This is a genomic window from Arenibaculum sp., assembly GCF_035998295.1.
Classification (GTDB): domain Bacteria; phylum Pseudomonadota; class Alphaproteobacteria; order Azospirillales; family Azospirillaceae; genus DASYHS01.
This window is the reverse complement of sequence record NZ_DASYHS010000044.1, coordinates 18314-41437: the sequence shown is the minus strand read 5'-3', so window position 1 is coordinate 41437 and position 23124 is coordinate 18314. Positions and strand designations below refer to the sequence as shown.

The following is a 23124-nucleotide window of genomic DNA, read 5'->3' as shown; positions in this document are numbered from 1 at the left end:
TCGAGATCCGGCGGGCCTGGGTCAGCCATGACCTCGATTGGCTGCGCGGGCCGAAATCGGCTTCGAGCGAGCCGGTGCTGCTACCCGACATGACCTGCCTGGGCCTGATCGAGACCACCGTCGAGCACCGCGGCAAGACCGCCACGACCCGGCACTACCACCTCTCCTCCCGCGCGCTGTCGCCCGCGGCCTACCTGCAGGCCGCGCGCGCCCACTGGGCGATCGAGAACAGCTTGCACTGGGTGCTCGACGTCACCTTCGACGAGGATCGTGCCCGAAACCGCAAGGACCACGGCCCGGAAAACCTCGCCACCTTGCGCAAGCTCGCCCTCAACGTCCTCCGACGCGCCCGCCCCGAAATCTCGATCCGGCGCAAGCGAAAGCGCTCAGGATGGTCCAACGACTTCGCAAGATCCATCCTCGGCCAAATGCGATGACCGTGCGGGAGAGGGGATGTTCTCTTGACTATCGTCCTATTTTGTTCTCTCCTTGTCCATTCAACCGGAATGAGGAGAGCCCGCCATGGACACGCCCGCCCCCCTGCCGCCGCGCGTCGAGCAGTTCTGCCGCGCCGCCGCGCGCGGCGAGCCCCTGGCCGAGGCCGCGCGCCGCGCCGGCTACGCGCCCGTTGCCGCCCGCCGGCACGCCGCGGAGCTGTGGGCGCGCGACGACGTCCAGGCCCGCATCGGCGCGCTACGCGAGGCGGAGGAGAACCGCGAGCAGGCCATGATCGACAGCATGCGCCGCAAGTACGAGCGGATGCTCGACATCTTCTGGAAGAACGGCAAGTCCGAGGCCGCCAGCCGCACGATGGCGCAGTGGTGGCGCTTCGAGAAGGACGTCCGCGCCCAGCGCACCCTGACCCCGCGCGAGCGCGAGCGCCTGCACGACGAGGTCCGCGACGACCTGCGCGAGCAGATGCGCCCCGAGATCGCCGAGGAACTGCGCGCCGAAATGCGCGAGGAGATCGCCGCCAGGCTGCGCGAGGAGATCGGGGCCGAGCTGCACGCGCAGGCCGGCCCGGTACGAACCGTGACGAAACATGACGCCGGACGGGTTTCCGCGTCCCCGAAGCCGGCTGCCCCCGGGCGTCCCGTGTCATTGCGTGATGAACTGGACGAGATCGAGGCCCTGCTGGCCGCCACCGACAAGAACGCCGCCGCCTTCGAATCCGTCCTCCACGCCCTCCACGACGACCCCCACGACGACCCCCACGACGACGAGGACGACCGGCCGCTCAGCGCCCTCGACGCCAGGCTGCGCGAGATCGGCCGCGCCATGATCGTCCGGCCGCCCTCGCCCGGCATCGCGGACGACTGAGCGGACGCCCGCCCCGGCCCGCCGCCCGAAAGCCGCCAGCTCCCGGAAACGGGCATTGCTGGCCTGCGGGAACGCAGTCGTCTTCGCGCTTCCACCGTGCCGGCCGACGGCTTACCGTCGCTCCGCCATGCCCGAGCACGTCCCCCCGCGCGTCCACCCGTCCGCCCCGTCCGCGGCACTCTCCGGCGCGCTGTGGATGATCGTGTCCGCGGTCCTGTTCGCGGTGCTGAACCTGCTGATCCGCGTCGGCGCCGAGCATCTGCATCCGTTCCAGATCGCCTTCTTCCGCTGCGCCTTCAGCCTCGCCTTCCTGACGCCGTGGCTGGTGCGGACGGGCTTCGGCGGGATGCGCACCGGCCGGCTGCGGCTCTATCTCACCCGGTGCCTGACCGGGCTGTGCGCGATGTTGACCTGGTTCCTCGGCCTCAGCCTGATGCCGCTCGGGACCGCGGTCACGCTCGGCTTCACGACGCCGCTGTTCGCCACCGTCGGCGCCGCGCTGTTCCTGGGCGAGGTGGTGCGCCGCCGGCGCTGGACCGCCACGGCGATCGGCTTCCTGGGCGTCGTGATCGTGATCCGGCCGACCCCGGAGACGCTCAGCCTCGCCGCCCTGCTCGTGCTGTTCTCGGCCGTGCTCAACGCGGCGACGGCGCTCCAGGTCAAGTCGCTGGCCCGGACCGAGCCGACCACGGCGATGGTCACCTACATGGCGCTCTTCCTGACGCCGATGTCGCTGGTCCCGGCGCTCTTCGTCTGGCAATGGCCGAGCTGGCCGGTGCTCGGCCTGATGGTCGTGCTCGGCGGCATCGCGACGCTCGGCCAGCTCGCGGTGACCCGGGCCTTCCACGCCGCCGACGCCTCGGCGCTGATGCCGCTCGACTACGTGAAGCTGCCGATCTCGGCCCTGCTGGGCTGGTTCGCCTTCGGCGAGGTCCTCGACGCGTGGACCTGGGTCGGCGCCGCCGTCATCGCCGGCTCGACCCTCTACATCGCGCATCGCGAGGCGACGCTCGCGCGCCGCGGCAGGTAGGCCGGCCTCAGCTCCGCGATGGGCGCGCGGCGTCCGGCGGGACCGCAGGCTCCCCGGCAGGCTCCACGGCGGGCGCCAAGGCCGGCGCCGCGGGGGGCACCGCCACGGCCGGCGCGGGCCGCCGGGCGTGCATGCGCGTCAGCGCGACGCCGCCGCCCACGATCAGCGTCACCCCCGCGAGCGTCGCGGGGCCGGGCCGCTCGCCGAAGAAGACGAAGCCGATCAGCCCCGCGAAGACGATCCAGCTGTAGCCGATCGGGCCGACCAGCGACGCGTCGGCCAGCCGGAAGCCCCGGATGTTGCAGTACTGCCCGAAGATCGCGAGCGGGCCGAGCAGGCAGAGCGGCAGCAGCGTGCCCAGCGGGACCGGCTCCCAGGTCAGCGCGATCGGCACCGTCAGGAGCAGGGTCGCGATGCCGTTGACCCAGATCAGGATCGTGAACGGCCGCTCGCGCGCCGACAGCACCTTGATCAGGATGATCTCGCTGGCCAGCAGCAGCGCGCCCAGGAACGCGACCAGCGCCGGGAACAGGTGGGTCGAGGCGAGCGACGGGCCGCCGGCGTCGCCGCGCACCACGATCAGCGCCCCGGCGGTGCACACCAGCGCGGCGAGCCAGTGCCGCGCCGTCACCCGCTCGCCCAGGAACAGGACCGCCAGCACGATCACCAGCATGCCCTGGGTCAGGCCGATCGCGGTCGCGTCGGCGATCGGCATGTGCATGGGGGCGTAGACGATGCACAGCGCGGCGCCGATCCCGCACAGGGCCCGCATCGCATGCATGAAAGGCTGCGGCGTCGCGAACACCCGCGCCTCGCGCAGCAGCGCCGAGGCCGTCAGCAGGACGACCAGCCCGCCGAGATAGCGGATGAACACGATCTGCAGCACCGGGACGGTGCCGCCGCTGAGCTTGCCCGAGGCGAAGACCAGCGAGAACACGAAGGTCCCCGTCAGGACCCACAGCACGCCCCGAACCGTATCCGTCTTCACTCCGCCCGCCATGCCGCCCCCGTCGAGATCCGGAACGGATGGTATAGGCGATCGCACCGCCGGCGGGGAGCGTTTCCCGGGGTCAGTCCCCGGGCGCCGGCGTTTCGCGCTCGGACGCCAGCGCGGCGCGGGCGCGCTCCCGGTGCTCGGGCCGGACATGGCTCTGCACGACGCGCAGCGCCGCCAGCAGCACCGTCGCGTCGTCGGTGAAGCCGAGGACGGCCAGGAAGTCCGGCAGGACGTCGACCGGCAGCACGAAATAGGCCAGCGCCGCCAGCAGGACGCCCTTCGCCTTGGCCGGGGTCGCGGGGTCGATGGCGCAGAAATAGGCGGCCAGCAGGTCGTCCAGGAACGGGATGCGGTGCAGGTTCGCCCGCAGCTTCGCCCAGAATCCCGTGCGCACGATGCGCTCGTCGCGCTCGGCCGTCGAAGGGTCCACCCGCGTGTGGACGAGGTCGGCGTGGTTTTCCATCCCACAGATCTGGGTGGGCGGTTCCGATCCTGCAATCGCCGGAACGATCTGCTAAGAGGGAGGCGGACGCCGCGGGACGCGGTTCAGCAGACGGAGATGACCATGGACGTTAAGGGACATGCGGCGATCGTGACCGGCGGCGGCTCGGGCATGGGGGCGGCGACGGCGCGCAGGCTGGCCGCGGCGGGGGCCAAGGTCGCGCTGTTCGACGTCAACCTGGACGCCGCCGACGCGGTCGCGCGCGAGATCGGCGGCATTGCGGTCGCCTGCGACGTCTCGGACGCCGCCAGCGCCGAGGCCGCGGTCGCCCGGGCGCGCGAGGCCCATGGCCCGGCGCGGGTCGCCGTCAACTGCGCCGGCGTCGCTACCGCCGGCCGCATCGTCGGGCGCGACGGGCCGCTCGACCTCGCCGCGTTCAAGCGGGTGATCGACATCAACCTCGTCGGCACCTTCAACATCCTGCGGCTCGCCGCCCACGACATGACGAAGCTCGACGCCCTCGACACGGCCGAGCGCGGGGTCATCGTCAACACCGCCTCCGTCGCCGCCTTCGAGGGGCAGATCGGCCAGGCGGCCTACGGCGCCTCCAAGGGCGGCGTCGTGGCGCTCGGGCTGCCGGCCGCGCGCGAGTTCGCGCGCTCCGGCATCCGGGTCATGACCATCGCCCCCGGCCTGATCGGCACGCCGATGCTGCTGGGCATGCCGCAGGAGGTGCAGGACAGCCTCGCCGCCACGGTGCCGTTCCCGACCCGCTTCGGCCGGCCGGAGGAATACGCCGACCTCGTGCTGCACATCCTCGGCAACGTGATGCTGAACGGCGAGGTGATCCGCCTCGACGGCGCGATGCGCATGCAGCCGAAGTGACGTCCGGCGCCCCGGCCCCGGCCCTCAGCGGTCGTGGGCGGGGGCGATCTGGTCCATGGCGCGCGCCATCCGGATGTCGCGGTCCGTGACCCCGTCGGCGTCGTGCGTGGTCAGGATGACCTCGACCCGGTCGTAGACGTTGAACCATTCGGGGTGGTGGTCCGCCTTCTCGGCCATCAGCGCGACCTTGGTCATGAAGCCGAAGGCTTCGACGAAGCTCGCGAAGTGATAGGTCTTGCGGATGGCGTCGCGATCGGCCACCTCGACCCAGCCGTGGAGTTCGGCGAGCGCCGCCTGACGTCTCGCTCCGACCAGTTTCTCGGCCATGACCTCGTTTCTCCTCCTCGTGCGTTGGCAAGAACGAACGGACCCCCGCATGCCGGCCTACACCACCGCCCCCAGCATCGCCGACATCGAGCGGCTCGCCGAGGAGGCTTTCGCCTCCATTCCCGCCGAGCTGGCCCGGCACCTGAACGACGTCGTGATCCGCGTCGAGGACTTCCCCGACGAGGAGACCGAGACGGAGATGGGCCTGGAGAGCCCCTTCGACCTGCTCGGTCTTTACCGCGGCGTCAGCCTCAACAACAAGAGCGTCGCATCGGCTCCGCAGGACGTCGACATGATCTACCTGTATCGCCGCCCCCTGCTCGACTACTGGTGCGAGAGCGGCGAGGACCTCGCCCATCTCGTGCGCCACGTCCTGATCCACGAGGCCGGGCACCATTTCGGCTTCTCCGACGACGACATGGACGCGATCGAGCAGGGCGTCCCGGACTGAGCCCGGCCGGCCGGCCGGCGCCTCAGTCCGCATGCGCCGGCCGGCGCCTCAGTCCGCGTGCGCCAGCCGGCGCTTCGGCACGCGCGGCAGGGCGAACAGCCAGGTGGGGCCGATCCGCCGCGCCGCCCATGCCAGCGCCAGCGAGCCGAGCAGCCCGGCCGCGAAGGTGAGCGCCAGCATCACCCCCTCGGAGCCGGGAGGCAGCACCCGGCCGAGCGGCACCGCCGCCGCCGCGATCGCCAGCCAGTGCAGGACGTACAGCGTCAGCGAGTTGCGCCCGATGTGGCGCAGCACCGTGGACGCCGCCGTCCGGCAGACGCCTTCGGCCAGCAGGACCAGCGCCAGCAGCCCGCCCAGCACGAACGGCACGCCCGCCACCTGGTAGCGCAGCTCCAGCCCCGCCCAGGCCGCCCACGCCAGGCCCGACGCGAGCAGCAGGCCCGCGCCGACGGCCGGCGGCGCCGCCTTGATCCGTTCCCACGTCCCGGCCCTGCGTCCGGCCGCGTCGCCCAGGGCGAAGAACGCGAACAGGAAGCAGAAGCGCGACACCTCCATCGGCTCGGGCACCGCCAGCGCCGCCGCGAAGCCGCCCGCCGCCAGCACCAGGCGCGGCACGGGCCGCAGGACCAGCATCAGCAGGTAGAACAGGAACAGGTTGTGGAGGAACCACAGATGGGCGGGCGGAAGGTAGAGGATCTGCAGGTAGTCCCTCAGCCGGTGCTCGCCGCCCGTGACCGGCGAGGCCAGCAGGAACAGCGTGACGTAGACCACGGACCACAGCAGGTAGGGATACAGCACGTTGCGGACCTTGCCGCCGACATAGACGGCCGGGCCCTTGGCCAGCGAGGCGTGCAGCAGCATCCCCGACAGGAACACCATGGCCGGCATGCGGAGCGGGTTCAGCATCTGGCTGAAGAAGCCGGCCGGTTCCGGCACCCCGCCCGCGTAGATCTCGGTGAACCGGATCGCGTGGTCGAAGACCACCAGCACGAGGGCCATCCCGCGCAGGGCGTCCATCCATTCTATACGACCGCCGCCGGGTCGCTTCTCCGCGACGTTAGGCATTGTACGTAGTACTCCCGGGCTCCGGTTTCGACCTTCGGATATGCCTGACGGGGGCAACCCGAATTCCGAATGCACGCGATCAACAGCGCGCGGGCCCCCGGTAGTCCCGGGACTCGTGCGGTACCCCTTCCCGGTCCTGCGTGAGGGTTAGGTACGCTCGGCGGAATAGCCGAGGAGCCCGGCCACGCGCCGGCGCAGCTCCGGCACCAGTTCGGCCTCGAACCACGGGTTCCGCCGGAGCCAGCCGGTGTTGCGCCAGCTCGGATGCGGCGTGGGCAGGAAGGCCGGCAGCCGGTCGCGCCATTGCGCGACCGTGCGGGTCATGCCGGCCCTCGCCGTCGTGCCCAGGTAGCGCGTCTGTGCGTGGGCGCCGACCAGCAGCGTCAGCTCGACCCGCGGCATCAGCCGCAGCAGCGCCGGATGCCACGCGGGGGCGCATTCCGGGCGCGGCGGCAGGTCGCCTCCGCGCGGCGCCGTGCCGGGGTAGCAGAACCCCATCGGCACGATGGCGATCCGGCTCTCGTCGTAGAAGGTCTCGCGGTCGAGGCCGAGCCAGGCGCGCAGCCGGTCGCCCGACGCGTCGTCCCAGGGCGTGCCGTTGGCATGGACGCGCGTGCCCGGCGCCTGGCCGACGATCAGCAGGCGCGCGGTCGGCGATGCCCTCACCACCGGCCGCGGGCCGAGGGGCAGGTGCGCCGCGCACAGGCGGCAGGCCCGGACCTCTTCGAGGAGGGCGGCCAGCGCCGCCGCTTCGCCCGCCTGCGTCATCGGCCCGCGATCAGCCGCGCCACGAAGTCGGGGACGGTGCGGGTCGCGGGGCCGTAGACCGCCTCGTCGAACAGGCTGGCGCCCTCCGACGGCTCGAGGTTCAGCTCGACCGTCCGCGCACCCGCCGCCCGGGCCTCGCGCACGAAGCCGGCGGCCGGGTAGACGTTGCCCGAGGTGCCGATCGAGACGAACAGCTCGCACCCCGCCAGCGCCGCGTAGATGCGCTCCATCTCCAGCGGCATCTCGCCGAACCAGACCACGTGCGGGCGCAGGCCCTGCGCCCCGCAGGCGGGGCAGCGCGGGTCGGGGGCCAGGTCGTCGCGCCGCGGCACCACCGCCTCGCACCGGGTGCAGCGCGCCTTCAGCAGTTCGCCGTGCATGTGGACGAGGTTGCCCTGCCCCGCCCGGTCGTGCAGGTCGTCGATGTTCTGGGTCACGACCAGCACCTCGCCCGGCAGGCGGCGCTCCAGCTCGGCCAGCGCCTCGTGCGCGGCATTGGGCCGCACCGCCTGCTCGAGCAGGCCGCGCCGGCGCGCGTCGTAGAAGGACTGGACCCGCCCTGGATCGCGGGCGAAGGCCTCCGGGGTCGCGACGTCCTCGATCCTCACCTGCGACCACAGCCCGCCGGCGCAGCGGAACGTGTCGAGGCCGGACTCCTTGGAGATACCCGCCCCGGTCAGGATGACGATCCTTTCGCTCGGGTGCATTGTCATGGCCTTAACCGTTACTCCCTTACATGGGATCGGGACGAGAGTTTAGAGGCTGCGGTGGCTGACGGAAACGCGAGACTCTGGCCGGTGTCGGACCTCCGGGACTTCCTCCTCGGAGTGTGGAGGCTCGACCGCATCCTGGTCGACGGCCGCATCGGGCAAGGTGGCACGATGGAGGGCACGGCCCTGTTCGCGCCCAGCGGCCGGCGCCTGCTCTACAGCGAGGCCGGCAAGCTCCGCTTCGGCGATCACGTCGGCACGGCCGAGCAGTCCTATTTCTACGACTTCCCGCAGCCCGGCCGCGCGGCGATAACCCGCCACGACGGCACGCCCTTCGTCGACCTGGACCTGACCGCCGGCCGCTCGGAGGTCGTCCACCGCTGCGGCGCCGACCTCTACCGGGGGACCTTCGGCGTCGCGGCCGGCGCGCAGTGGTGGGTCGAATGGGAGGTCACCGGCCCGCGCAAGGACCAGCGGATCTCCACCCGGTACCGCCGCCTGTCCTGAAGCTCATTGTGGTGGCCCGGCCGGCCGGCTGCGGTCATACTGCCGCCAACCCCGAAACGGTGTCGAACGGAACGGAGCGGTGACCAGTCGCGAGCCCAGGAGAACCGTCGGTTCCGCGAACCCGGGCCCGCGCGAGGCACTGGCCCTGCGCGTCCTGTTCGTCTGCACGGGCAACATCTGCCGCTCGCCGACGGCCGAAGGGGTGTTCCGCCACCTGCTGCGCGAGGCCGGCCTCGAGGGCCTCGTCGCGACCGACAGCGCCGGGACGCACGACTACCATGTCGGCGATCCGCCCGACCCCCGCTCGGCCGCCTGCGCTGGGCGCCGCGGCATCGACATTTCCGGACTGCGGGCGCGCCGCGTGCGGCCGTCGGACTTCGCGGATTTCGACCTGATCCTCGCGATGGACCGCGGCCACCGCGAGGCCCTGCTGCGCCAGGCGCCGGCGGAGGCGCGCGAGCGGGTCCGGCTGTTCCTGGACTATGCCCCCGATGCCCCCGTCCGCGACGTCCCCGATCCCTACTACGGCGGTGAGAACCATTTCGACGAGACGTTCGTACTGATCGAGGCGGCGTCGCACGGACTTCTCGCAGCCCTGGTCCGCGACCGCCGGGACGTACTCGACCGGAGTGGCGATGACGGCGGATGACTACCGCGCCTCCGACGCGGAGCCGGTCCTTCCGGGACTGGTCAGGCGCTACCGCCTCAGCGCGGTGGCCGCGACCCTGCTCATCGTGACCCTGCTGGCGGCGGCCGGCTGGATCAGCCACTCGCGCACGCGCGACGCGGTCGAGGCCCAGGCGGAATCGGTCCTCACGCTGGTCGGGCGCGAGGCGGAGCGGCTCGTCGCGTCCGCCGACCTGCTTCTCGAACTGGTCGGCGGACGCATCCACGACGCCGACTGGTCCGATCCGGCCTCGCTCGCCGGACTGCGTTCGGAGCTGCTGCACCTCAAGCGGATGGTGCCCGACGCCTTCCGCCTCTTCGTCGTGGACGCGGAGGGGATCGTCCGCGTCGCGTCCGCCGAGACGGCGCTCGGCACCGACGTGCGGGACCGCTCCTATTTCCGGGCCCATCTCGGAAACGACGTCGGCCTCCATCTCGGCGAGCCGATGCTGGCGCTGATCGACGGCAGCCTGATCTTCACCGCGAGCCGGCGCATCTCCGCGCCCGATGGCACCCTCCTCGGCATCGCTGTGGTGTCCTTCGAGCCCGGCGAGCTGGCCCGTTTCTACCAGTCGCTCGCGTTCTTCGGCGACGCCAGCTTCGTCTGGGCGCGCGAGGACGGCCGCCTGCTGATGCGCGTGCCGCCGCTGCCGGCCGGGGAACTCCTCGACACGCGCCTTTCTCCGCGCCTGCTCGACCTGGCCCGGGAATCGCCCAACGGCCAGTGGATCGGCTACCGGTCCAACATCGACGGCGTGCAGCGCCTGGCCTGGTACCGCAAGGTCGGGGCCTATCCCCTGTACGTGGTTCTCGGCCTGCCGGGGGATGCGGTGTTCCGCTCCTGGCTCTCGACCGTTCTGCCCTATGCGGCGGTCGCGGCGCTCGCGGCCGCGGGACTGGCGGCGGCACTCGCCTACGCCTTGCGCTGGGCCCATGTCGAGGAGGGGTATCGCAGGCGCCTGGCCGAACGCGCGCGCATTCTGGTCACCATGAACGAGGAGCTGGAGCAGCGCGTGGCGGACCGGACGGCGGCGCTGACGCAGGCCCTCGGCGAGAAGGAGGCCCTGCTCGCCCAGAAGGAACTGCTGCTGCACGAGGTCAACCACCGCGTCGGCAACAGCCTCCAGCTCGTCGCGTCGATGCTGCGCATCCAGGGGGCCGCGTTCCCCGGCGACGACGTCCGCGGGCAGTTCGACGAGGCCGTCTCGCGGGTCACCGCCGTGGCCAGGCTGCACGAGCGGCTGCATCGCGGCGGCGAACCCGGCTCGATCGACCTGGTCGACTACCTGCGCGACCTGTGCGCCGACCTGGAGCGCTCCGCCCGGACCGACCACAACCGCTGGCGCGTCGAGGTCGGGGGCGAGGCCGTGCAGCTTGCGCCGGACGTCGCGGTTTCGGTCGGGCTGGCGGTCAACGAGCTGGTCACCAACGCCTTCAAGTACGGCCGGCCCGCCGACCCGGCGCCGGGCGGCTGGACGGTCGACGTGGGTGTCGCGCGGTCCGCGGACGGCGAACTGTCGGTCTCGGTCCGCGACCGCGGCGCCGGGCTGGTCGCGACGCCGCGGTCGCCCGGCTCGGCCGGCTTCGGCATGCGGCTCGTCCGGGCGCTCGCGGAGCGCTTCGACGGCAGGCTGGAGACCGGCGCGGCGGAGCCGGGGATGCGGTTCACCCTGCACCTGCGCCCGGAACGGGCGCAGGCCTCGTCCTGATCGTGGAGGCGCGGGTGGACCAAGCCCGGATCGACGCTGCCCGAATTGAGACTGCGGTCGGCGGCCGCGTGCGCCGCCTCTCCCCGCTCGGCGGCGGGACCGCCTCGCAGCTGTTCCTGGTCGAGATGGCGGACGGGCGCCGGCTGGTGGCCAAGCACGGGCCCGGGCTGGCGGTGGAGGGCTTCATGCTCGACCACCTCGCGCGCCGGACCCCGCTTCCCGTCCCGAAGCTGCATCATGCCGCGGCGGACCTCCTCGTGATGGACCATGTCGAGACCTCCGGCCGGCTGGACGACCGCACGCAGGAGCATGCGGCCGAGCTGGTCGCGGCGCTGCACGGGGTGACGGCGGAGCGCTACGGCTTTCCCCGCGTCACGACGATCGGCCCGCTGCCCCAGCCCAACGCCGAGAGCGGCGACTGGATCGCCTTCTTCCGCGACCGCCGCCTGCTGCACATGGGCCGCGCGGCGCTGGAGCAGGGCCGGATCGACGCCGGCCTGATGGCCGGGCTGGAGCGGGTCGCCGCCCGGCTGCCGGAACTGATCGGCCCGCCGGGACCGCCTTCGCTGGTGCATGGCGACCTCTGGGGCGGCAACGTGCTGGTCCGCGACGGCCGGGTCGCCGCCTTCATCGATCCGGCGATCCACCACGCCGATGCGGAGGTGGAGCTTGCCTTCACGACCCTGTTCGGCACCTTCGGCGAGGCCTTCTTCCGCCGCTACGGCGAGCTGCGCCCGATCCGGCCGGGCTTCTTCGAGCTGCGGCGCGATCTCTACAACCTCTATCCGCTGCTCGTGCATGTCCGGCTGTTCGGCGGTACATATGGGGCCCAGGCCGCCGCCACCGTCCGCCGGCTGGTGGGATAAGGGGGGGGAGCATGGACCTCGCGACACGCAGCTACGCAGGAGTGCGCCACAGCCACGCCCACGACTTCCACCAGATCGTGCTGCCGGTGGCGGGCGTGCTGGAGATGGAGATCGGGACGGTCGGCGGCCAGGTCGACTTCGGCTGCGGGGCGATGATCGCGTGCGGCACCGAGCACGGCTTTTGCGCCGACGGGGACAACCGGTTCGTCGTGCTCGACCTGCACGATGCGGACCTGCCGGGCGAACTGCTGCGCCGGGCGGCGGCACGCCCCTTCTTCGCGGTCGACGCGGGATTGCGCCACCTCGTCCGCCATCTCGCCTTCGAGGCGGCGGAGGGAGGGCTCGACGGGCCGGCTGCGGCCCATGCCTGCGGCCTGCTGACCCACGCGCTCGCACGCCGCGCGGCCCGGCCGGAGCCGGACCTGCCCGCCGGGATCGTGCGGGCGCTCGCCCATCTGCGCGCCCGGTTCGCCGAGCCCGTCGCGGTGGCCGACCTCGCCCGTGCCGCCGGCATGTCGACCGGCCACCTGCACCGCCGGTTCCGGGCGGCGCTCGGCCGCACTCCGGCCGAGTGGCTGGCCGAGTTCCGGCTCGACCAGGCCGTGCGCCTGCTGGAGGAAGGCCGCCTGCCGATCGTCGAGGTGGCGCTCGCCTGCGGCTATTCCGACCAGACGGCCCTGACGCGCAGCCTGCGGCGGCGGCGCGGCGTGACGCCGGCGGCGCTGAGGCGCGCAGCCCGGGTCAAGACCGCGTCAGGCTGAGCCAAGAAGGAGGGGCCGCGCTCGGTGTATTGATGGGGCCGTTCCCAACCGAGCCCCCGTTCCCGGCATGACCGCCCTCGCCCACCGCCGTTCCCGCCCCTCCGTCGGCCGCGCCACCGCGATCGGCGCCAGCGCCATCTTGATGTGGTCGACGCTCGCGGCCCTGACCACGCTGGCCGGCGGCTTGCCGCCGTTCCAGATGTGCGCCGTCGCGTTCGCCGTCGCCTTCCTGGTCGGCGCCGCCGGCTCGCTGGTCCGCGGCCGCAACCCGTTCACCCATCTGCGCCAGCCGCCGGCGGTCTGGCTGCTCGGGGTCGGCGGCCTTTTCGGCTACCACTTCTTCTATTTCCTGGCGCTGCAGTCCGCCCCGCCGGTCGAGGCGAACCTGCTGAACTACCTTTGGCCGCTGCTGATCGTCCTGTTCTCGGCGCTGCTGCCGGGCGAACGCCTGCGCTGGTGGCACGGTGCGGGCGCCCTGGCGGGGCTTGCCGGCACCGTGCTGCTGGTGACCCGCGGCTCGGGCTTCGAGGGCATCCGCGCGCAATACCTGCCCGGCTATCTCGCGGCCCTCGCCTGCGCCGTGACCTGGAGCGCCTATTCGGTTCTGAGCCGCCGCTTCGGCGACGTGCCGACCGACGCGGTCGGCGGCTTCTGCCTGGCGACGGCCGTGCTGGCGGCCCTCTGCCATCTCGCCTTCGAACAGACCGCGTGGCCGAACGGGCCCCTCGCCTGGGCGGCGCTCGCCGCCCTCGGCCTGGGCCCCGTCGGCGCCGCCTTCTTCGTCTGGGACCACGGGGTCAAGCACGGCGACATCCGCGCACTCGGCGCCATGTCCTACGCGGCGCCGCTGCTTTCGACCCTTCTGCTGATCGCGCTCGGCCTGGCCGAGGGGCGCTGGACGGTCTGGGCCGCCTGCGTCCTGATCGTGGGCGGTGCGCTTCTGGCGAGCCGCGACCTTCTGCGGCCGGCGCGGCGGCCCGCGCCTCAGTCGTCCTTGCCGGTCGGATAGGTGTATTCGACCTTCGCGTTGCCGGTCAGCTTCCGGATCAGCGCGCCTATCCCGCTCAGCGCCGGGGATCCGGCGGGCGGGGCGGCACGGTCGTCGGATACCAGCAGCGGGGCGGCAGGCGCGGGGGCGTCCAGGCCCGGGATCGGGCGCGGAGGCAGGCCTTCATGCGCCGAAGCCATGACGTCGTGCCACAGCCGCGCCGGCAGCCCGCCGCCTGTGACCCTCGCCATCGGCGCGTTGTCGTCGTTGCCGAGCCAGACGCCGGTGACGTAGTCGGCGGTGAACCCCACGAACCAGGCGTCGCGATGGTCCTGGGTGGTGCCGGTCTTGCCGGCCGCCATCCGGTCCAGGCGCGCGGCCTTGCCGGTCCCGTACTCGACGGCGCCGATCATCATCCGGTTGAGCTCGGCCAGATGCGTGCGCGACACGGCGGGTTTGAGCTCGGCGCCGGCGCGGCTGTAGAGCACCCGCCCGTTCCGGTCCAGGATCTCGGTCACGCCGTAGGGGATCACCGCCCTGCCGCCGTTCGCGAACGCGGCGTAGGCGCCGGTCAGCTCCAGCAGCGTCACCTCGCTGGTGCCGAGCGCGACGCTGAGGTCGTTGCCGACCGGCGAGGCGATGCCGAGCCGCCGGGCCACTCCCTGGGTGCGCTCGATGCCGGCATGGTCCAGGACCCTGACCGCCGACGTGTTGATCGAGAAGGCGAGCGCGTCGGACAGCGGTATGAGACCGCTGTGGCCGGGCTCGAAGTTCTTCGGCTGCCAGGTGCCGATGCGGAGCGGGCCGTCGTCGATCCGGCTGCCGCCCGTCAGCCCGGCCTCGACGGCCGCGAGGAACACGAGCGGCTTGAACGACGATCCGGGCTGGCGCAAGGCCTGGGTCGCCCGGTTGAACTGGCTCTCGCCGTAGTCGCCTCCCCCGATCATCACCCGGATCGCGCCGTCGGGCGCCATCGTCAGGACGGCCGCCGAGCCGGCCTTCACCTCCCGGCCGGGGCCGGCGAGCAGCGCGTCCGTCCGCCGTTCCGCCGCGCGCTGGAGGCCGATGTCGAGCGTCGTACGGACGACGACGTCGGGATGGTCGACGCCGATCAGCGCCGGGACCTGCTCCGCCACCCAGTCCGCGAAGTAGCGCCAGGCGTCCTCGCCGGGCTTGCGCCTCGGAAGCGGCGGCTGGCTGCGCAACGCCTCCACCTCGGCTGCCGAGAGGAAGCCGGCCTGGGTCATCGCGCCGAGCACGACATTGGCCCGCTCGGCCGCCTTGGCCGGGTTGCTCGCGGGCGAGAAGCGGGACGGCGCCTTGAGCAGCCCGGCGAGGATCGCGGCCTCGCGCAGGTCGACCTCCATCGCCGACTTGCCGAAATAGGTCCGCGCCGCCGCTTCGACGCCATAGGTGCCGGCCCCGAGATAGACCCGGTTCAGATAGGCGGTCAGGATCTGGTTCTTGGTGTATGTGCGCTCCAGCCAGAACGCCAGCAGCGCCTCCTGGACCTTGCGCCGCAGCGTGCGCTCGGGCGTGAGGAACAGGTTCTTGGCGAGCTGCTGCGTGATCGTCGATCCGCCCTGGACGAGCGCACCCCTGCGCCAGTTGGTGTAGACGGCGCGGGCGAGGCCGATGGGATCGACGCCGAAATGGCTGTAGAAGCGCCGGTCCTCGGTCGCGATCACCGCGTTCACGAGATGCTCGGGCAGGTCGGCCGCGTTGACCATCGTGCCATGCAGGTCTCCGTAGCGGGCGAAAGTCGTCCCGTCCGACGCGAGCATCGTGATCGCCGGCCGCCGGCTCGGTGCCTCGACCTCGGAGATGTCCGGCAGGTCGTAGGCGAAATAGGCCACTGCGCCGACGACCAGGATCACCGCCCAGATGCCGGCGACCGCCATCCATTTCGCGATGGTGGCGCCCCAACCGCGCCCTCGGGACGTCGGCCGCGCGGCGGTGCGGCGCCCCGGGGGCGGTTTGCCTGCGGGCTTGCGGGATGACGTGTCGGTGGTCTTGCGCTTGCTCACGGGAGCCTTTCGCCGGTCGAGGGCAGGTGCGTCACGGTCCGGCCTGGAGTCCGTGGCGCCGCAGAAGGCGGCGGAGCTGATGGTAGCTCAGGCCCAACGCCGCGGCTGTGGCTTTCTGGTTGAATCTTTCCCGCCGCAGCGCGTCCTCGAGCAAGCCGGACTCGAAGGCCGCCACGCATTCGGCGAAATCCCCGGGTGCCGGCGCCGGTCCGGCGGGCGGGGCTTGGGCGGCGGCGGCGGCGGCGGTGGGCCGTTCCGGCCGCCAGGGAGAGCGGAACGGATCGAGGACGATGCCGCCGACCGGCCGGTCGGAGCGTTCGGCCCGGCCGACCGCACGCTCGACGACGTTCCTCAACTCGCGCACGTTGCCGGGCCAGTCATGGCCGAGCAACAGTTCGAGGGCCGACGGGGTGAAGCCCGGGAACAGCTTCCAGCCGAGTTCGCGCGCCATGGCCATGCCGAAATGCTCGGCCAGGAGCGGGATGTCGTCGCGACGCGCCCTCAGCGGCGGGACCGTCACCACGTCGAAGGCCAGCCTGTCCAGCAGGTCCGCGCGGAACCCCCCCGCCTCGGCCATGGCGGGGAGGTCGGCGTTGGTGGCGCCGATGACCCGCGTATCCACCCTCAGCGTGTCGCTGCCGCCCAGGCGCTCGTACTCGCCATATTCCACCACCCGGAGCAGTTTCTCCTGAACGCGCGAGGAGGCGGTAGCGATCTCGTCCAGGAACAGGCTGCCGCCGTCGGCGGCCTCGAAACGGCCGGGTCGCCGGCGCGCGGCACCGGTGAAGGCTCCGGCCTCGTGGCCGAACAGTTCGCTCTCCAGCAGCGATTCGGACAGGGCCGCGCAGTTGAGCTTCACGAACGGCCGGTCCCACCGGCGCGACAGGTAATGCAGGCGCGCCGCCACAAGCTCCTTGCCCGTCCCACGCTCTCCGACCACGAGGATCGGACGGTCGAGCGGGGCCAGGCGGGATACCTGCTCGAGCATGCCCTGGAAAGCCGGCGCGGAACCGATCAGGGGCGGTAGGCTTGATTGCGGGTTCACGGTGCTGGAATCGCCAATGATTCGCGAAATTCGCCATTCCTTGGCGATTCAAGTAGGCACGCCGCCGTCACGCATCAAGGAAAACCGGGGCTCCGGAGGATGGCACGGGCCTTGCTGATAGGGAGGACAGGGACAACGACCCCACTTCAAGGAACTTCCTGCGCCCATGAACCCGTATCGAAACCAGACCCGCACGCGCCATGGCACCGGCACCCGCCTTGCGGACTATCTGCGCAGCCGTACCGCCGAGCACTGGGCGTTCTTCGCCGCCGGCTTCGTGGTCGCGGCCCTGCTGACCTGACCCAGTTCCAGACCGACTGAAATCGAGGACGACCATGGGAATATTCTCCCGCCTGACCGACATCGTGAACTCCAACCTCAACTCGCTGCTCGACCGCGCCGAGGACCCGGAGAAGCTGATCCGCCTGATCATCCAGGAGATGGAGGACACGCTCGTCGAGGTGCGCTCGGGCACCGTCAAGACGATCGCCGAGAAGAAGGAGATCGAACGGCGGATCGCCGAGGTCGAGCGTGAGCGCGACGACTGGCAGCGCAAGGCCGAGTTCGCCCTGTCCAAGGACCGCGACGACCTGGCTCGCGGCGCTCTGGTCGCGAAGGCGCGGCTGGTCGAGCAGCACGAGACGCTGACCCGGCAGCTCCGCCAGATCGAGGACGCGCTGGCGAAGAGCGGCGAGGACATCGCCCGGCTCCAGCAGAAGCTGAACGACGCGAGGACGCGCGAGAAGTCTCTCGTCGCCCGCCACAAGTCCGCCGCCCAGCGCCTCAAGGTGCGCAGCCAGATCTACGACGAGCGGATCACCGACGCCTTCGCCCGTTTCGAGCAGATCGAGCGCTCCCTCGACGAGATGGAAGGTCGGGTCGAGAGCTACGACATCGGCCGCCCGCGCACGCTCGACGACGAGTTCGCGGAGTTGCGGAACGACGGCCGCGTCGAGCAGGAGCTCGAAGAGCTCAAGGCGCGGATGCACAACCAGAAGACGGCAGGCTGAGCCATGATCGGCGGCGGAGTCTTCCTGGTCCTGGCGGTGCTGTTCCTGACGATCGTGGCGCCGATCTGGATCATCTTCCACTACCTGACCCGGTGGCGCACGTCGCGGTCGCTCTCCGCCGAGGACGAGCGGATGCTGGCGGAGATGTGGGACAGCGCCCAGCGGATCGAGAACCGCGTCACCAGCCTCGAGAAGATCCTCGACGCCGAGGCTCCGGGATGGAGGACCAGATCATGATCGGAAAAGACAGCCCCTTCTCCTCACCGAACCCCCACCGCCTCTACCGCAACCCGCACAAGGGCAAGGTGTTCGGCGTCTGCGCCGGCATCGCCGACTATCTCGGTTTCGATGCCCTGCTGGTCCGGATACTGGCGGTGCTGGGGCTGGTGTTCTTCTCGATGCCGGTGCTGATCGGCTATTTCCTGCTGGCCTTCCTGCTGAAGCCGACGCCCGACGACCTCTACGGCTCACCGGCGGACGAGGAGTTCTGGCGCAGCGTCACCATGAAGCCGGACCGGACGCTGGGCGGCTTGAGGCACAAGTTCCGCGACCTGGAGCGGCGGATCGGTGCGATGGAGACCTGCGTCACGACCCAGGAATTCGAACTCAACCGGGCGATCAACGACCTGGAGAAATGATGGGGACGGCCGGCGGTCAGTCGCGTGCCCGGCGGGGCATGCGGCGGCGGTCGGCGGTTGCCCGGACACGGACCGGGGCCGGGCGCTGCGACCGCTTGGCCGCCAGGAATCCCGCGGCGGCAATTCCGATCGCGATCGCGAGCAACGCGACTTCCATTGTGATCCTCCCCTGCGCTCCGGAGCATGCTGCTCCAAATCAGTGTGTCTGAAAAGTGAAAAAAAAGTGGCAGTGCGGCAGTAATGCCGCACTGCCGCATGGTCACGCCGCGAGCGCGAGCGCCGCGACCGCGCCGCCCGCGACCAGCAACGATGTCCAGTACAGCGCTACGGCGCGCCGCAGGTCGGCTGCCGTGGCGCGGGCCCGCCCCTGGCCGATCCAAGGGGCGCGAACGACGACCTCGCCCTCCCGCCTCGGCCCGCCGAGCGAGAGGTCGAGTGCACCCGCGAACGCCGCGGCCGGACAACTTTCGTCGTTGAAACGCCGGTATCGACGCGCGTCCCGGACCATGGCCGCGACCGCCGGCCGGAGTCGCGCCGTCGCCACGAAGCTGGCCGCGGTTGCTGCCAGCAGCCCTGCCAGCAAGGCCGGCAGCAGGCCGAGAAACCTGGCCGTCCGGACGGCGGCGGCGCCGAACCCGGCTTGGCTGGAGACCGTCCGCCCGAGTTCGGCGTCCATCGCTTCGACGACCAGCCAGACCAACAGGCCCGGCAGCCCCAGGAGCACGTACCAGAACAGCGGCGCCACGGCATGCCGGCCCAGGCTGTGGGCAAGCAGCTCGATCCCGGCCCGCGCCACTGCGTGGAGATCCGATCCGGAGAGGTTCCGGCGCGTGACGCCGCGCAGCTCCTCCCTCGCGCTCTCGCCGTCCCCGCCGTCGAGCGCGCGGGCAGCCGCCAGCGCCGCGGTCCAGGGCCGGTTCGCCCCCAGCGCGGCCAGCAACAGGTACAGGTCGGCCAGCCAGCCATAAGGAAAGCCTTCCGCCAGCCCCGCCGCGAACCAGCCGAACGCGGCCGCCGGCAGTACGAGGGCGGCGACCAGCAATGCGCCGCGTGCGCGCCGGGTCGCCTCGCTTCGCTGAAGCCTGTTGAGCCGCCGCTCCGCAATGCGCGCCGCCGCCCGGACCAGCCGGGCCGGCGGCGAGGTCGCCCGCGAAACCGGCCCCCAGTCCCCGAGATACGCGTCGAGCGCCAGCGCCAGCAGGAGCACGATCAGACGGTCGGGCCCCGCGAGGAGCGGCAGGAAGTCGGGCACGCGGCCCGCCCGGTCAGCGGGTTTCGGCCGCCGCCAGGACGTCGACCACGCGCGGATTGCGGCCGTCCTGGGCCCACATGCGTGCGCTGCGCCCGGTGAAATCGAGGATTTCCGGCCGGGCGCCGGCATCCAGCAGGGCACGCACCGCGTCGAGCCGGCCGCTGCGGGCCGCCGCCATCAGGGGCGTCATCCCTTGCCGGTTTTCCTTGTTCACGTTCGCCCCGCCTTCGATCAGCCGCTCCACGACCGCCGCGTCGCCTTGTTCGGCCGCCCACATCAGCGCCGTGTTGCCGACCTTGTCGGTCGCATCGAGGTTCGCGCCATGATCGAGCAGAACGTCGATCAGGCCCAAGTTGCCGGAAGTCGCGGCGATGATCAGGGACGTCTTGCCCGATGCGTCGTGGGTATTCGCGTTGGTGCCGCGCATCAGGAGCTGGCGGACGGTGTCGACGTCGTCCTGCGCCGCCGCCTTGATGATGTCGGGGGCCTGGAACAGGACGATTTCGGCGTGAACCGGTGCTGCGGTCCAGGCCAGCGCCAGGGCGATGATGCCGAACAGCCGCTTCTTCATGATTCCCACTCGACTGCGTTCGCACGAAGTTTCATGGGGCGGGACTCTAGCCGGAATTGCTCCCCGGAGGCGACAGCGAATCGCAGGGAACGCCGGGAACGCCGGGCGGTTTGCCCAGGGAGCGAAGAGGAGAGGTCGATGACCGAAAAATTCCATGACACAGACAGGGTGGCACCGGTCGACGCGGACCTGCCGCGCGTGCGCGAAGCCATCGCCGTGATCGGCGACGTCGAGACCCTGCACCGGGCGATCGACGACCTCACCCTGAGCGGCGTCGAGCGCCAGGACATCAGCCTGCTGGCCAGCGACGAGACCGTGGAGAACAGGATCCACAGTACCTATCGCTCCATCGACGAGGCCAAGCACGACCCGAATGCGCCGCGCACCTCCTACGTCGCGCCGGAGGAGGTCGGCAACGCCGAGGGAGCCGCCGCCGCGATCCCGGCCTATATCGGCGCGGTCGTCGCTGCCGGCGCGATCGTCGCGACCGGCGGCGGCGCCGCCATCGCCGCAGCCGGGGCGGCGGCGGCAGGTCTCGGCGCGGGTGGATTGGGCGCACTGGTCTCGCGCTGGGTATCCGGGCAGCGCGCGGAGTGGCTCGACGAGCATCTTCGCAAAGGCGGCATCCTGGTGTGGGTCAACCTGCGCGATCCCGGGCATGAGCGGATGGTGACGGAGATCTTGTCCCGCTACAGCGTACGGCCGGTCGAGACCCACGAACTGGCCCAGCCAGACCCGATCCCGGGCGGGCGCACCATCTGATCCGCCCGGCTCTTGACGCAGGTCAAGGCCCCGACCCCGGCCCGTGCGCCAAACTCGCCCAAACCACGAGGATGGGCGATTGGACCAGTACGGCCTCCTTACCCTGCTCGAACTCGGGATCGCCCGGTGTGCCGGGCTCGCGGCCGAAGGCGACGGCGCGCTCGCGGCGATGCTGTTGGCGGCGGGACTGGCCGGCGGGCTCGGCCACTGCCCGGGTATGTGCGGGCCGCTGGTGCTGGCCCAGGTCGGCGCGCGGCTGGAACGCGTGCCGGCCGCGCGCATGGGCGAGTTGCACCGGATCGTGGCCGCGGCCCTGCTGCCGTATCATCTCGGGCGCGCCACCGCCTACGGGGCGCTCGGCGCGGCGGCGGCGGCCACCGCGGGGACGCTCGGTTCCATGCCGGGCCTCCGCTGGCTCTCCGCCGGCCTGCTCCTGCTCGCGGCCGCCGTCTTCCTCGCCAATGCGCTGCGCCGGTTCGGGCTCGCCCGGGCGCGGGCCGGAAGGCCGGGCTGTGCGGCCGCGGCGCGCAAGCCCTGGGCACGCGCCCTGACGGCACGCCTGAGGGCACTGCTCGGCACCCCCACGGGATGGCGCGGCTACGCCCTGGGCTTCGCGCTCGGCTTCCTCCCCTGCGGGCTGCTCTACGGCGCGCTCGCGGCCGCGGCCGCGAGCGGCAACCCCGCCGCCGGCGGGATCGGCATGCTCGCCTTCGCGCTGGGAACCGCGCCGAGCCTGGTCGCGATCGGCTGGGCCGGGCATGTGGCCGGACGTGCTCTGGACGGTCCGGTGCGTCGGGCGGCTCCGGTGCTGATGGTCGTCAACGCCGCCGTCCTCGGCTACATGGCTTGGGCCATGGCTGCGCCATAGCGCTTGGGCCATGGCTGCGCCATAGCGCCGTGCGACGGCTACGCTCGATGCAATCCGTTTACTTTCGGGCAACCATTCCTACATCACCTTGTTGAAGAAACGTGCGGCGCAACGCCGCACGGCTCGGCTCGCTGCCCCGCAGCACGCGCATTGCCGCGTGGCCGTGAACAGTAGGTGAGGGTCGCATTGCTCTACCAACTCTATGACCTGCAGCAGGCTGCATGGTTGCCGATCCGTCTGGTTGCCGAAGCGACCCAGGCCACGTTCCAGCACCCGTTCGTTCCCGCCTCCTACACCCGCTTCGGGCGGACCGTCGCCGCTGGCGCGGAGTTGCTGGAGAGGACGACGCGCCGTTTCGCCAAACCGGAGTTCGGGCTCGCCGAAACCGTGATCGAGGGAACCCCGGTCGCGGTGACGGAGACGACCGTCGCGCACAAGCCGTTCTGCAACCTCGTTCGTTTCGAGCGCGCGGTGGAGCGTGACGACCCCAAGGTGCTGCTGGTGGCGCCCATGTCGGGGCATCACGCGACGCTGCTGCGCGGCACCGTGGCGGCACTGCTTCCCGAGCACGACGTCTACGTCACGGACTGGATCGATGCCCGCAAGGTCCCGCTCGCGCGCGGCGGCTTCGGCATGGACGACTACGTCGACTACGTGATCGAGTTCCTGCGCCTGCTCGGACCGGAGGTCCACGTGATGGCGGTGTGCCAGCCGGCGGTGCCGGTGCTGGCCGCGGTGTCGGTGATGGCCCAGTCGGGCGATCCGCACCAGCCGCGCAGCATGGTGCTGATGGGCGGCCCGATCGACACGACGGCGGCCCCCACCGTCGTGACGCGCCTTGCCGAGACCAGGCCGCTGTCCTGGTTCGAGCGCAACGTCGTGGCCACGGTCCCGATCTACTACCCGGGCGGGTTGAGGCAGGTCTATCCCGGGTTCATCCAGCTCACGGGCTTCATGTCCATGAACCTCGACCGTCACGTCGGCGAGCATCTCCGGCTGTTCGAGCACCTCGTGCGCGGCGACGGCGAGAGCGCCGAACAGCACCGCAGGTTCTACGACGAGTACCTGTCGGTGATGGACCTCCCGGCGGAATTCTACCTCGAGACCGTCTCGACCGTGTTCCAGAAGCACTCCCTGCCGCGCGGCACCATGCGCTGGCGCGGCGAGTTGGTCGAGCCGCGCGCGATCACGCGGACCGCGCTGATGACGGTGGAAGGCGAGCTCGACGACATCAGCGCGCCGGGTCAGACACGCGCCGCGCACCAGCTGTGCTCGGGTCTGCGCCCGGAGCAGCGGCTCGACCACCTCCAGGAAGGGGTCGGCCACTACGGCATCTTCAACGGGCGGCGCTGGCGCGAGGTGATCATGCCGCGCGTACGCGGCTTCATCCGTGCCCACGCGGGCGAGGCCGCTCCAGCCGACGCGGCCTGACCGCTCGCGATGCCCGCCGCGGGCGAAC

The 23124-nt window shown here is 71.6% G+C and carries 29 protein-coding genes; 18 read left to right on the top strand and 11 right to left on the bottom strand.

The window, feature by feature from the left end:
* The 3 genes from VGO20_RS04575 to VGO20_RS04565 all read left to right on the top strand — a co-directional run.
* The coding region (locus tag VGO20_RS04575) for an ISAs1 family transposase (RefSeq protein ID WP_327501112.1) at window positions 1-437 on the top strand (437 nt) is incomplete at its 5' end.
* A gap of 85 nt (window positions 438-522) precedes the next feature.
* Window positions 523-1320 (top strand): terminase small subunit, encoded by a 798-nt coding sequence (locus VGO20_RS04570; RefSeq protein WP_327501111.1) that lies wholly within the window; start codon window positions 523-525, stop codon window positions 1318-1320.
* 127 nt (window positions 1321-1447) lie between these two features.
* Entirely contained in the window at window positions 1448-2350 is a 903-nt protein-coding gene (locus tag VGO20_RS04565) for a DMT family transporter (protein WP_327501110.1), read from the top strand.
* A gap of 7 nt (window positions 2351-2357) precedes the next feature.
* Here the strand turns inward: VGO20_RS04565 and VGO20_RS04560 are convergent, their stop codons facing one another.
* Window positions 2358-3338, bottom strand: a complete 981-nt coding sequence (locus tag VGO20_RS04560) for a DMT family transporter (protein WP_327501109.1) — start codon at window positions 3336-3338, stop codon at window positions 2358-2360.
* A gap of 82 nt (window positions 3339-3420) precedes the next feature.
* Window positions 3421-3810, bottom strand: a complete 390-nt coding sequence (locus VGO20_RS04555) for a YkvA family protein (protein WP_327501108.1) — start codon at window positions 3808-3810, stop codon at window positions 3421-3423.
* Window positions 3811-3912: 102 nt separating this feature from the next.
* On the opposite strand from VGO20_RS04555, the gene VGO20_RS04550 reads away from it, so the two are divergent.
* Window positions 3913-4674: an SDR family NAD(P)-dependent oxidoreductase gene (locus VGO20_RS04550; protein ID WP_327501107.1), complete on the top strand. Its 762-nt coding sequence runs from the start codon at window positions 3913-3915 to the stop codon at window positions 4672-4674.
* Between the two features lie 24 nt (window positions 4675-4698).
* On the opposite strand, the gene VGO20_RS04545 is transcribed toward VGO20_RS04550, so the two are convergent.
* Window positions 4699-5052, bottom strand: a complete 354-nt coding sequence (locus VGO20_RS04545; protein WP_327501106.1) for a 4a-hydroxytetrahydrobiopterin dehydratase — start codon at window positions 5050-5052, stop codon at window positions 4699-4701.
* On the opposite strand from VGO20_RS04545, the gene VGO20_RS04540 reads away from it, so the two are divergent.
* Window positions 5051-5452 (top strand): metallopeptidase family protein, encoded by a 402-nt coding sequence (locus VGO20_RS04540; RefSeq protein ID WP_327501105.1) that lies wholly within the window; start codon window positions 5051-5053, stop codon window positions 5450-5452. The genes VGO20_RS04545 and VGO20_RS04540 overlap by 2 nt on opposite strands.
* 48 nt (window positions 5453-5500) lie before the next feature.
* Here VGO20_RS04540 and VGO20_RS04535 read toward each other — a convergent pair whose 3' ends face one another.
* From VGO20_RS04535 to cobB, 3 genes are all read right to left on the bottom strand, one after another.
* Complete coding sequence (locus tag VGO20_RS04535; protein WP_327501104.1) at window positions 5501-6469, bottom strand: acyltransferase; 969 nt, start codon at window positions 6467-6469, stop codon at window positions 5501-5503.
* A gap of 195 nt (window positions 6470-6664) precedes the next feature.
* Window positions 6665-7285 carry a uracil-DNA glycosylase family protein gene (locus VGO20_RS04530; protein WP_327501103.1) on the bottom strand — a complete coding sequence of 207 codons (621 nt, stop codon included), beginning with the start codon at window positions 7283-7285 and terminating at the stop codon, window positions 6665-6667.
* Window positions 7282-7998 carry a Sir2 family NAD+-dependent deacetylase gene (gene cobB / locus VGO20_RS04525; RefSeq protein ID WP_327501102.1) on the bottom strand — a complete coding sequence of 239 codons (717 nt, stop codon included), beginning with the start codon at window positions 7996-7998 and terminating at the stop codon, window positions 7282-7284. The genes VGO20_RS04530 and cobB overlap by 4 nt, the downstream gene beginning before the upstream one ends.
* Window positions 7999-8082: 84 nt before the next feature.
* On the opposite strand from cobB, the gene VGO20_RS04520 reads away from it, so the two are divergent.
* The 6 genes from VGO20_RS04520 (at window position 8083) to yddG (ending at window position 13513) form a co-directional block, all read left to right on the top strand.
* Window positions 8083-8502, top strand: a complete 420-nt coding sequence (locus VGO20_RS04520; protein WP_327501101.1) for a DUF6314 family protein — start codon at window positions 8083-8085, stop codon at window positions 8500-8502.
* A gap of 79 nt (window positions 8503-8581) precedes the next feature.
* Window positions 8582-9151, top strand: a complete 570-nt coding sequence (locus tag VGO20_RS04515) for a low molecular weight protein-tyrosine-phosphatase (protein WP_327501100.1) — start codon at window positions 8582-8584, stop codon at window positions 9149-9151.
* Window positions 9138-10877 (top strand): sensor histidine kinase, encoded by a 1740-nt coding sequence (locus VGO20_RS04510; RefSeq protein WP_327501099.1) that lies wholly within the window; start codon window positions 9138-9140, stop codon window positions 10875-10877. Before VGO20_RS04515 ends, VGO20_RS04510 begins: the two co-directional genes overlap by 14 nt.
* 14 nt (window positions 10878-10891) lie before the next feature.
* The gene (locus VGO20_RS04505) at window positions 10892-11743 is read left to right on the top strand and encodes a fructosamine kinase family protein (protein ID WP_327501098.1); all 852 of its coding nucleotides are present in this window, start codon (window positions 10892-10894) and stop codon (window positions 11741-11743) included.
* An 11-nt stretch (window positions 11744-11754) separates the two neighbouring features.
* Window positions 11755-12504, top strand: coding sequence for an AraC family transcriptional regulator (locus tag VGO20_RS04500; RefSeq protein ID WP_327501097.1), 750 nt, complete (start codon window positions 11755-11757; stop codon window positions 12502-12504).
* Between the two features lie 67 nt (window positions 12505-12571).
* On the top strand, window positions 12572-13513 hold the full coding sequence (gene yddG / locus VGO20_RS04495) for an aromatic amino acid exporter YddG (protein WP_327501096.1): 942 nt from the start codon (window positions 12572-12574) through the stop codon (window positions 13511-13513).
* On the opposite strand, the gene VGO20_RS04490 is transcribed toward yddG, so the two are convergent.
* Together VGO20_RS04490 and pspF are read right to left on the bottom strand one after the other, a co-directional pair.
* Window positions 13489-15519 (bottom strand): transglycosylase domain-containing protein, encoded by a 2031-nt coding sequence (locus VGO20_RS04490; RefSeq protein ID WP_327501095.1) that lies wholly within the window; start codon window positions 15517-15519, stop codon window positions 13489-13491. The genes yddG and VGO20_RS04490 overlap by 25 nt on opposite strands.
* 31 nt (window positions 15520-15550) lie before the next feature.
* Window positions 15551-16564: a phage shock protein operon transcriptional activator gene (gene pspF / locus VGO20_RS04485; RefSeq protein WP_327501094.1), complete on the bottom strand. Its 1014-nt coding sequence runs from the start codon at window positions 16562-16564 to the stop codon at window positions 15551-15553.
* Window positions 16565-16730: 166 nt separating this feature from the next.
* On the opposite strand from pspF, the gene VGO20_RS04480 reads away from it, so the two are divergent.
* Genes VGO20_RS04480 through pspC form a run of 4 tightly spaced genes read left to right on the top strand, consistent with a single transcriptional unit; the run spans window position 16731 to window position 18212 of the window.
* Window positions 16731-16865: a hypothetical protein gene (locus VGO20_RS04480; RefSeq protein WP_327501093.1), complete on the top strand. Its 135-nt coding sequence runs from the start codon at window positions 16731-16733 to the stop codon at window positions 16863-16865.
* A gap of 34 nt (window positions 16866-16899) precedes the next feature.
* Window positions 16900-17574: a phage shock protein PspA gene (pspA, locus tag VGO20_RS04475; protein WP_327501092.1), complete on the top strand. Its 675-nt coding sequence runs from the start codon at window positions 16900-16902 to the stop codon at window positions 17572-17574.
* Between the two features lie 3 nt (window positions 17575-17577).
* On the top strand, window positions 17578-17811 hold the full coding sequence (gene pspB, locus VGO20_RS04470; RefSeq protein WP_327501091.1) for an envelope stress response membrane protein PspB: 234 nt from the start codon (window positions 17578-17580) through the stop codon (window positions 17809-17811).
* Window positions 17808-18212: an envelope stress response membrane protein PspC gene (pspC, locus tag VGO20_RS04465; protein WP_327501090.1), complete on the top strand. Its 405-nt coding sequence runs from the start codon at window positions 17808-17810 to the stop codon at window positions 18210-18212. The genes pspB and pspC overlap by 4 nt, the downstream gene beginning before the upstream one ends.
* A 16-nt stretch (window positions 18213-18228) precedes the next feature.
* Here the strand turns inward: pspC and VGO20_RS04460 are convergent, their stop codons facing one another.
* From VGO20_RS04460 to VGO20_RS04450, 3 genes are all read right to left on the bottom strand, one after another.
* A complete protein-coding gene (locus VGO20_RS04460; protein ID WP_327501089.1) occupies window positions 18229-18369 on the bottom strand; it encodes a hypothetical protein in 141 nt (46 codons plus the stop codon).
* 102 nt (window positions 18370-18471) lie between these two features.
* Complete coding sequence (locus VGO20_RS04455) at window positions 18472-19464, bottom strand: cobalamin biosynthesis protein (protein ID WP_327501088.1); 993 nt, start codon at window positions 19462-19464, stop codon at window positions 18472-18474.
* Between the two features lie 13 nt (window positions 19465-19477).
* Complete coding sequence (locus VGO20_RS04450; protein WP_327501087.1) at window positions 19478-20035, bottom strand: ankyrin repeat domain-containing protein; 558 nt, start codon at window positions 20033-20035, stop codon at window positions 19478-19480.
* A 138-nt stretch (window positions 20036-20173) separates the two neighbouring features.
* On the opposite strand from VGO20_RS04450, the gene VGO20_RS04445 reads away from it, so the two are divergent.
* The 3 genes from VGO20_RS04445 to VGO20_RS04435 all read left to right on the top strand — a co-directional run bounded on the left by VGO20_RS04445 (window position 20174) and on the right by VGO20_RS04435 (window position 23096).
* Entirely contained in the window at window positions 20174-20797 is a 624-nt protein-coding gene (locus VGO20_RS04445; RefSeq protein ID WP_327501086.1) for a hypothetical protein, read from the top strand.
* A 79-nt stretch (window positions 20798-20876) separates the two neighbouring features.
* Complete coding sequence (locus tag VGO20_RS04440) at window positions 20877-21665, top strand: sulfite exporter TauE/SafE family protein (protein WP_327501085.1); 789 nt, start codon at window positions 20877-20879, stop codon at window positions 21663-21665.
* A gap of 186 nt (window positions 21666-21851) precedes the next feature.
* Window positions 21852-23096: a polyhydroxyalkanoate depolymerase gene (locus VGO20_RS04435; protein WP_327501113.1), complete on the top strand. Its 1245-nt coding sequence runs from the start codon at window positions 21852-21854 to the stop codon at window positions 23094-23096.
* Window positions 23097-23124 lie beyond the last annotated feature (28 nt).

Bases quoted from the DNA above. Each gene is read 5' to 3' on its own strand.
- VGO20_RS04570 (WP_327501111.1), top strand. From the start codon at position 523: ATGGACACGCCCGCCCCCCTGCCGCCGCGCGTCGAGCAGTTCTGCCGC.
- VGO20_RS04565 (WP_327501110.1), top strand. From the start codon at position 1,448: ATGCCCGAGCACGTCCCCCCGCGCGTCCACCCGTCCGCCCCGTCCGCG.
- VGO20_RS04555 (WP_327501108.1), bottom strand. From the start codon at position 3,810: ATGGAAAACCACGCCGACCTCGTCCACACGCGGGTGGACCCTTCGACG.
- VGO20_RS04550 (WP_327501107.1), top strand. From the start codon at position 3,913: ATGGACGTTAAGGGACATGCGGCGATCGTGACCGGCGGCGGCTCGGGC.
- VGO20_RS04540 (WP_327501105.1), top strand. From the start codon at position 5,051: ATGCCGGCCTACACCACCGCCCCCAGCATCGCCGACATCGAGCGGCTC.
- VGO20_RS04545 (WP_327501106.1), bottom strand. From the start codon at position 5,052: ATGCGGGGGTCCGTTCGTTCTTGCCAACGCACGAGGAGGAGAAACGAG.
- VGO20_RS04535 (WP_327501104.1), bottom strand. From the start codon at position 6,469: ATGGACGCCCTGCGCGGGATGGCCCTCGTGCTGGTGGTCTTCGACCAC.
- VGO20_RS04530 (WP_327501103.1), bottom strand. From the start codon at position 7,285: ATGACGCAGGCGGGCGAAGCGGCGGCGCTGGCCGCCCTCCTCGAAGAG.
- cobB (WP_327501102.1), bottom strand. From the start codon at position 7,998: ATGACAATGCACCCGAGCGAAAGGATCGTCATCCTGACCGGGGCGGGT.
- VGO20_RS04510 (WP_327501099.1), top strand. From the start codon at position 9,138: ATGACGGCGGATGACTACCGCGCCTCCGACGCGGAGCCGGTCCTTCCG.
- VGO20_RS04500 (WP_327501097.1), top strand. From the start codon at position 11,755: ATGGACCTCGCGACACGCAGCTACGCAGGAGTGCGCCACAGCCACGCC.
- yddG (WP_327501096.1), top strand. From the start codon at position 12,572: ATGACCGCCCTCGCCCACCGCCGTTCCCGCCCCTCCGTCGGCCGCGCC.
- VGO20_RS04480 (WP_327501093.1), top strand. From the start codon at position 16,731: ATGAACCCGTATCGAAACCAGACCCGCACGCGCCATGGCACCGGCACC.
- pspA (WP_327501092.1), top strand. From the start codon at position 16,900: ATGGGAATATTCTCCCGCCTGACCGACATCGTGAACTCCAACCTCAAC.
- pspB (WP_327501091.1), top strand. From the start codon at position 17,578: ATGATCGGCGGCGGAGTCTTCCTGGTCCTGGCGGTGCTGTTCCTGACG.
- pspC (WP_327501090.1), top strand. From the start codon at position 17,808: ATGATCGGAAAAGACAGCCCCTTCTCCTCACCGAACCCCCACCGCCTC.
- VGO20_RS04460 (WP_327501089.1), bottom strand. From the start codon at position 18,369: ATGGAAGTCGCGTTGCTCGCGATCGCGATCGGAATTGCCGCCGCGGGA.
- VGO20_RS04450 (WP_327501087.1), bottom strand. From the start codon at position 20,035: ATGAAGAAGCGGCTGTTCGGCATCATCGCCCTGGCGCTGGCCTGGACC.
- VGO20_RS04445 (WP_327501086.1), top strand. From the start codon at position 20,174: ATGACCGAAAAATTCCATGACACAGACAGGGTGGCACCGGTCGACGCG.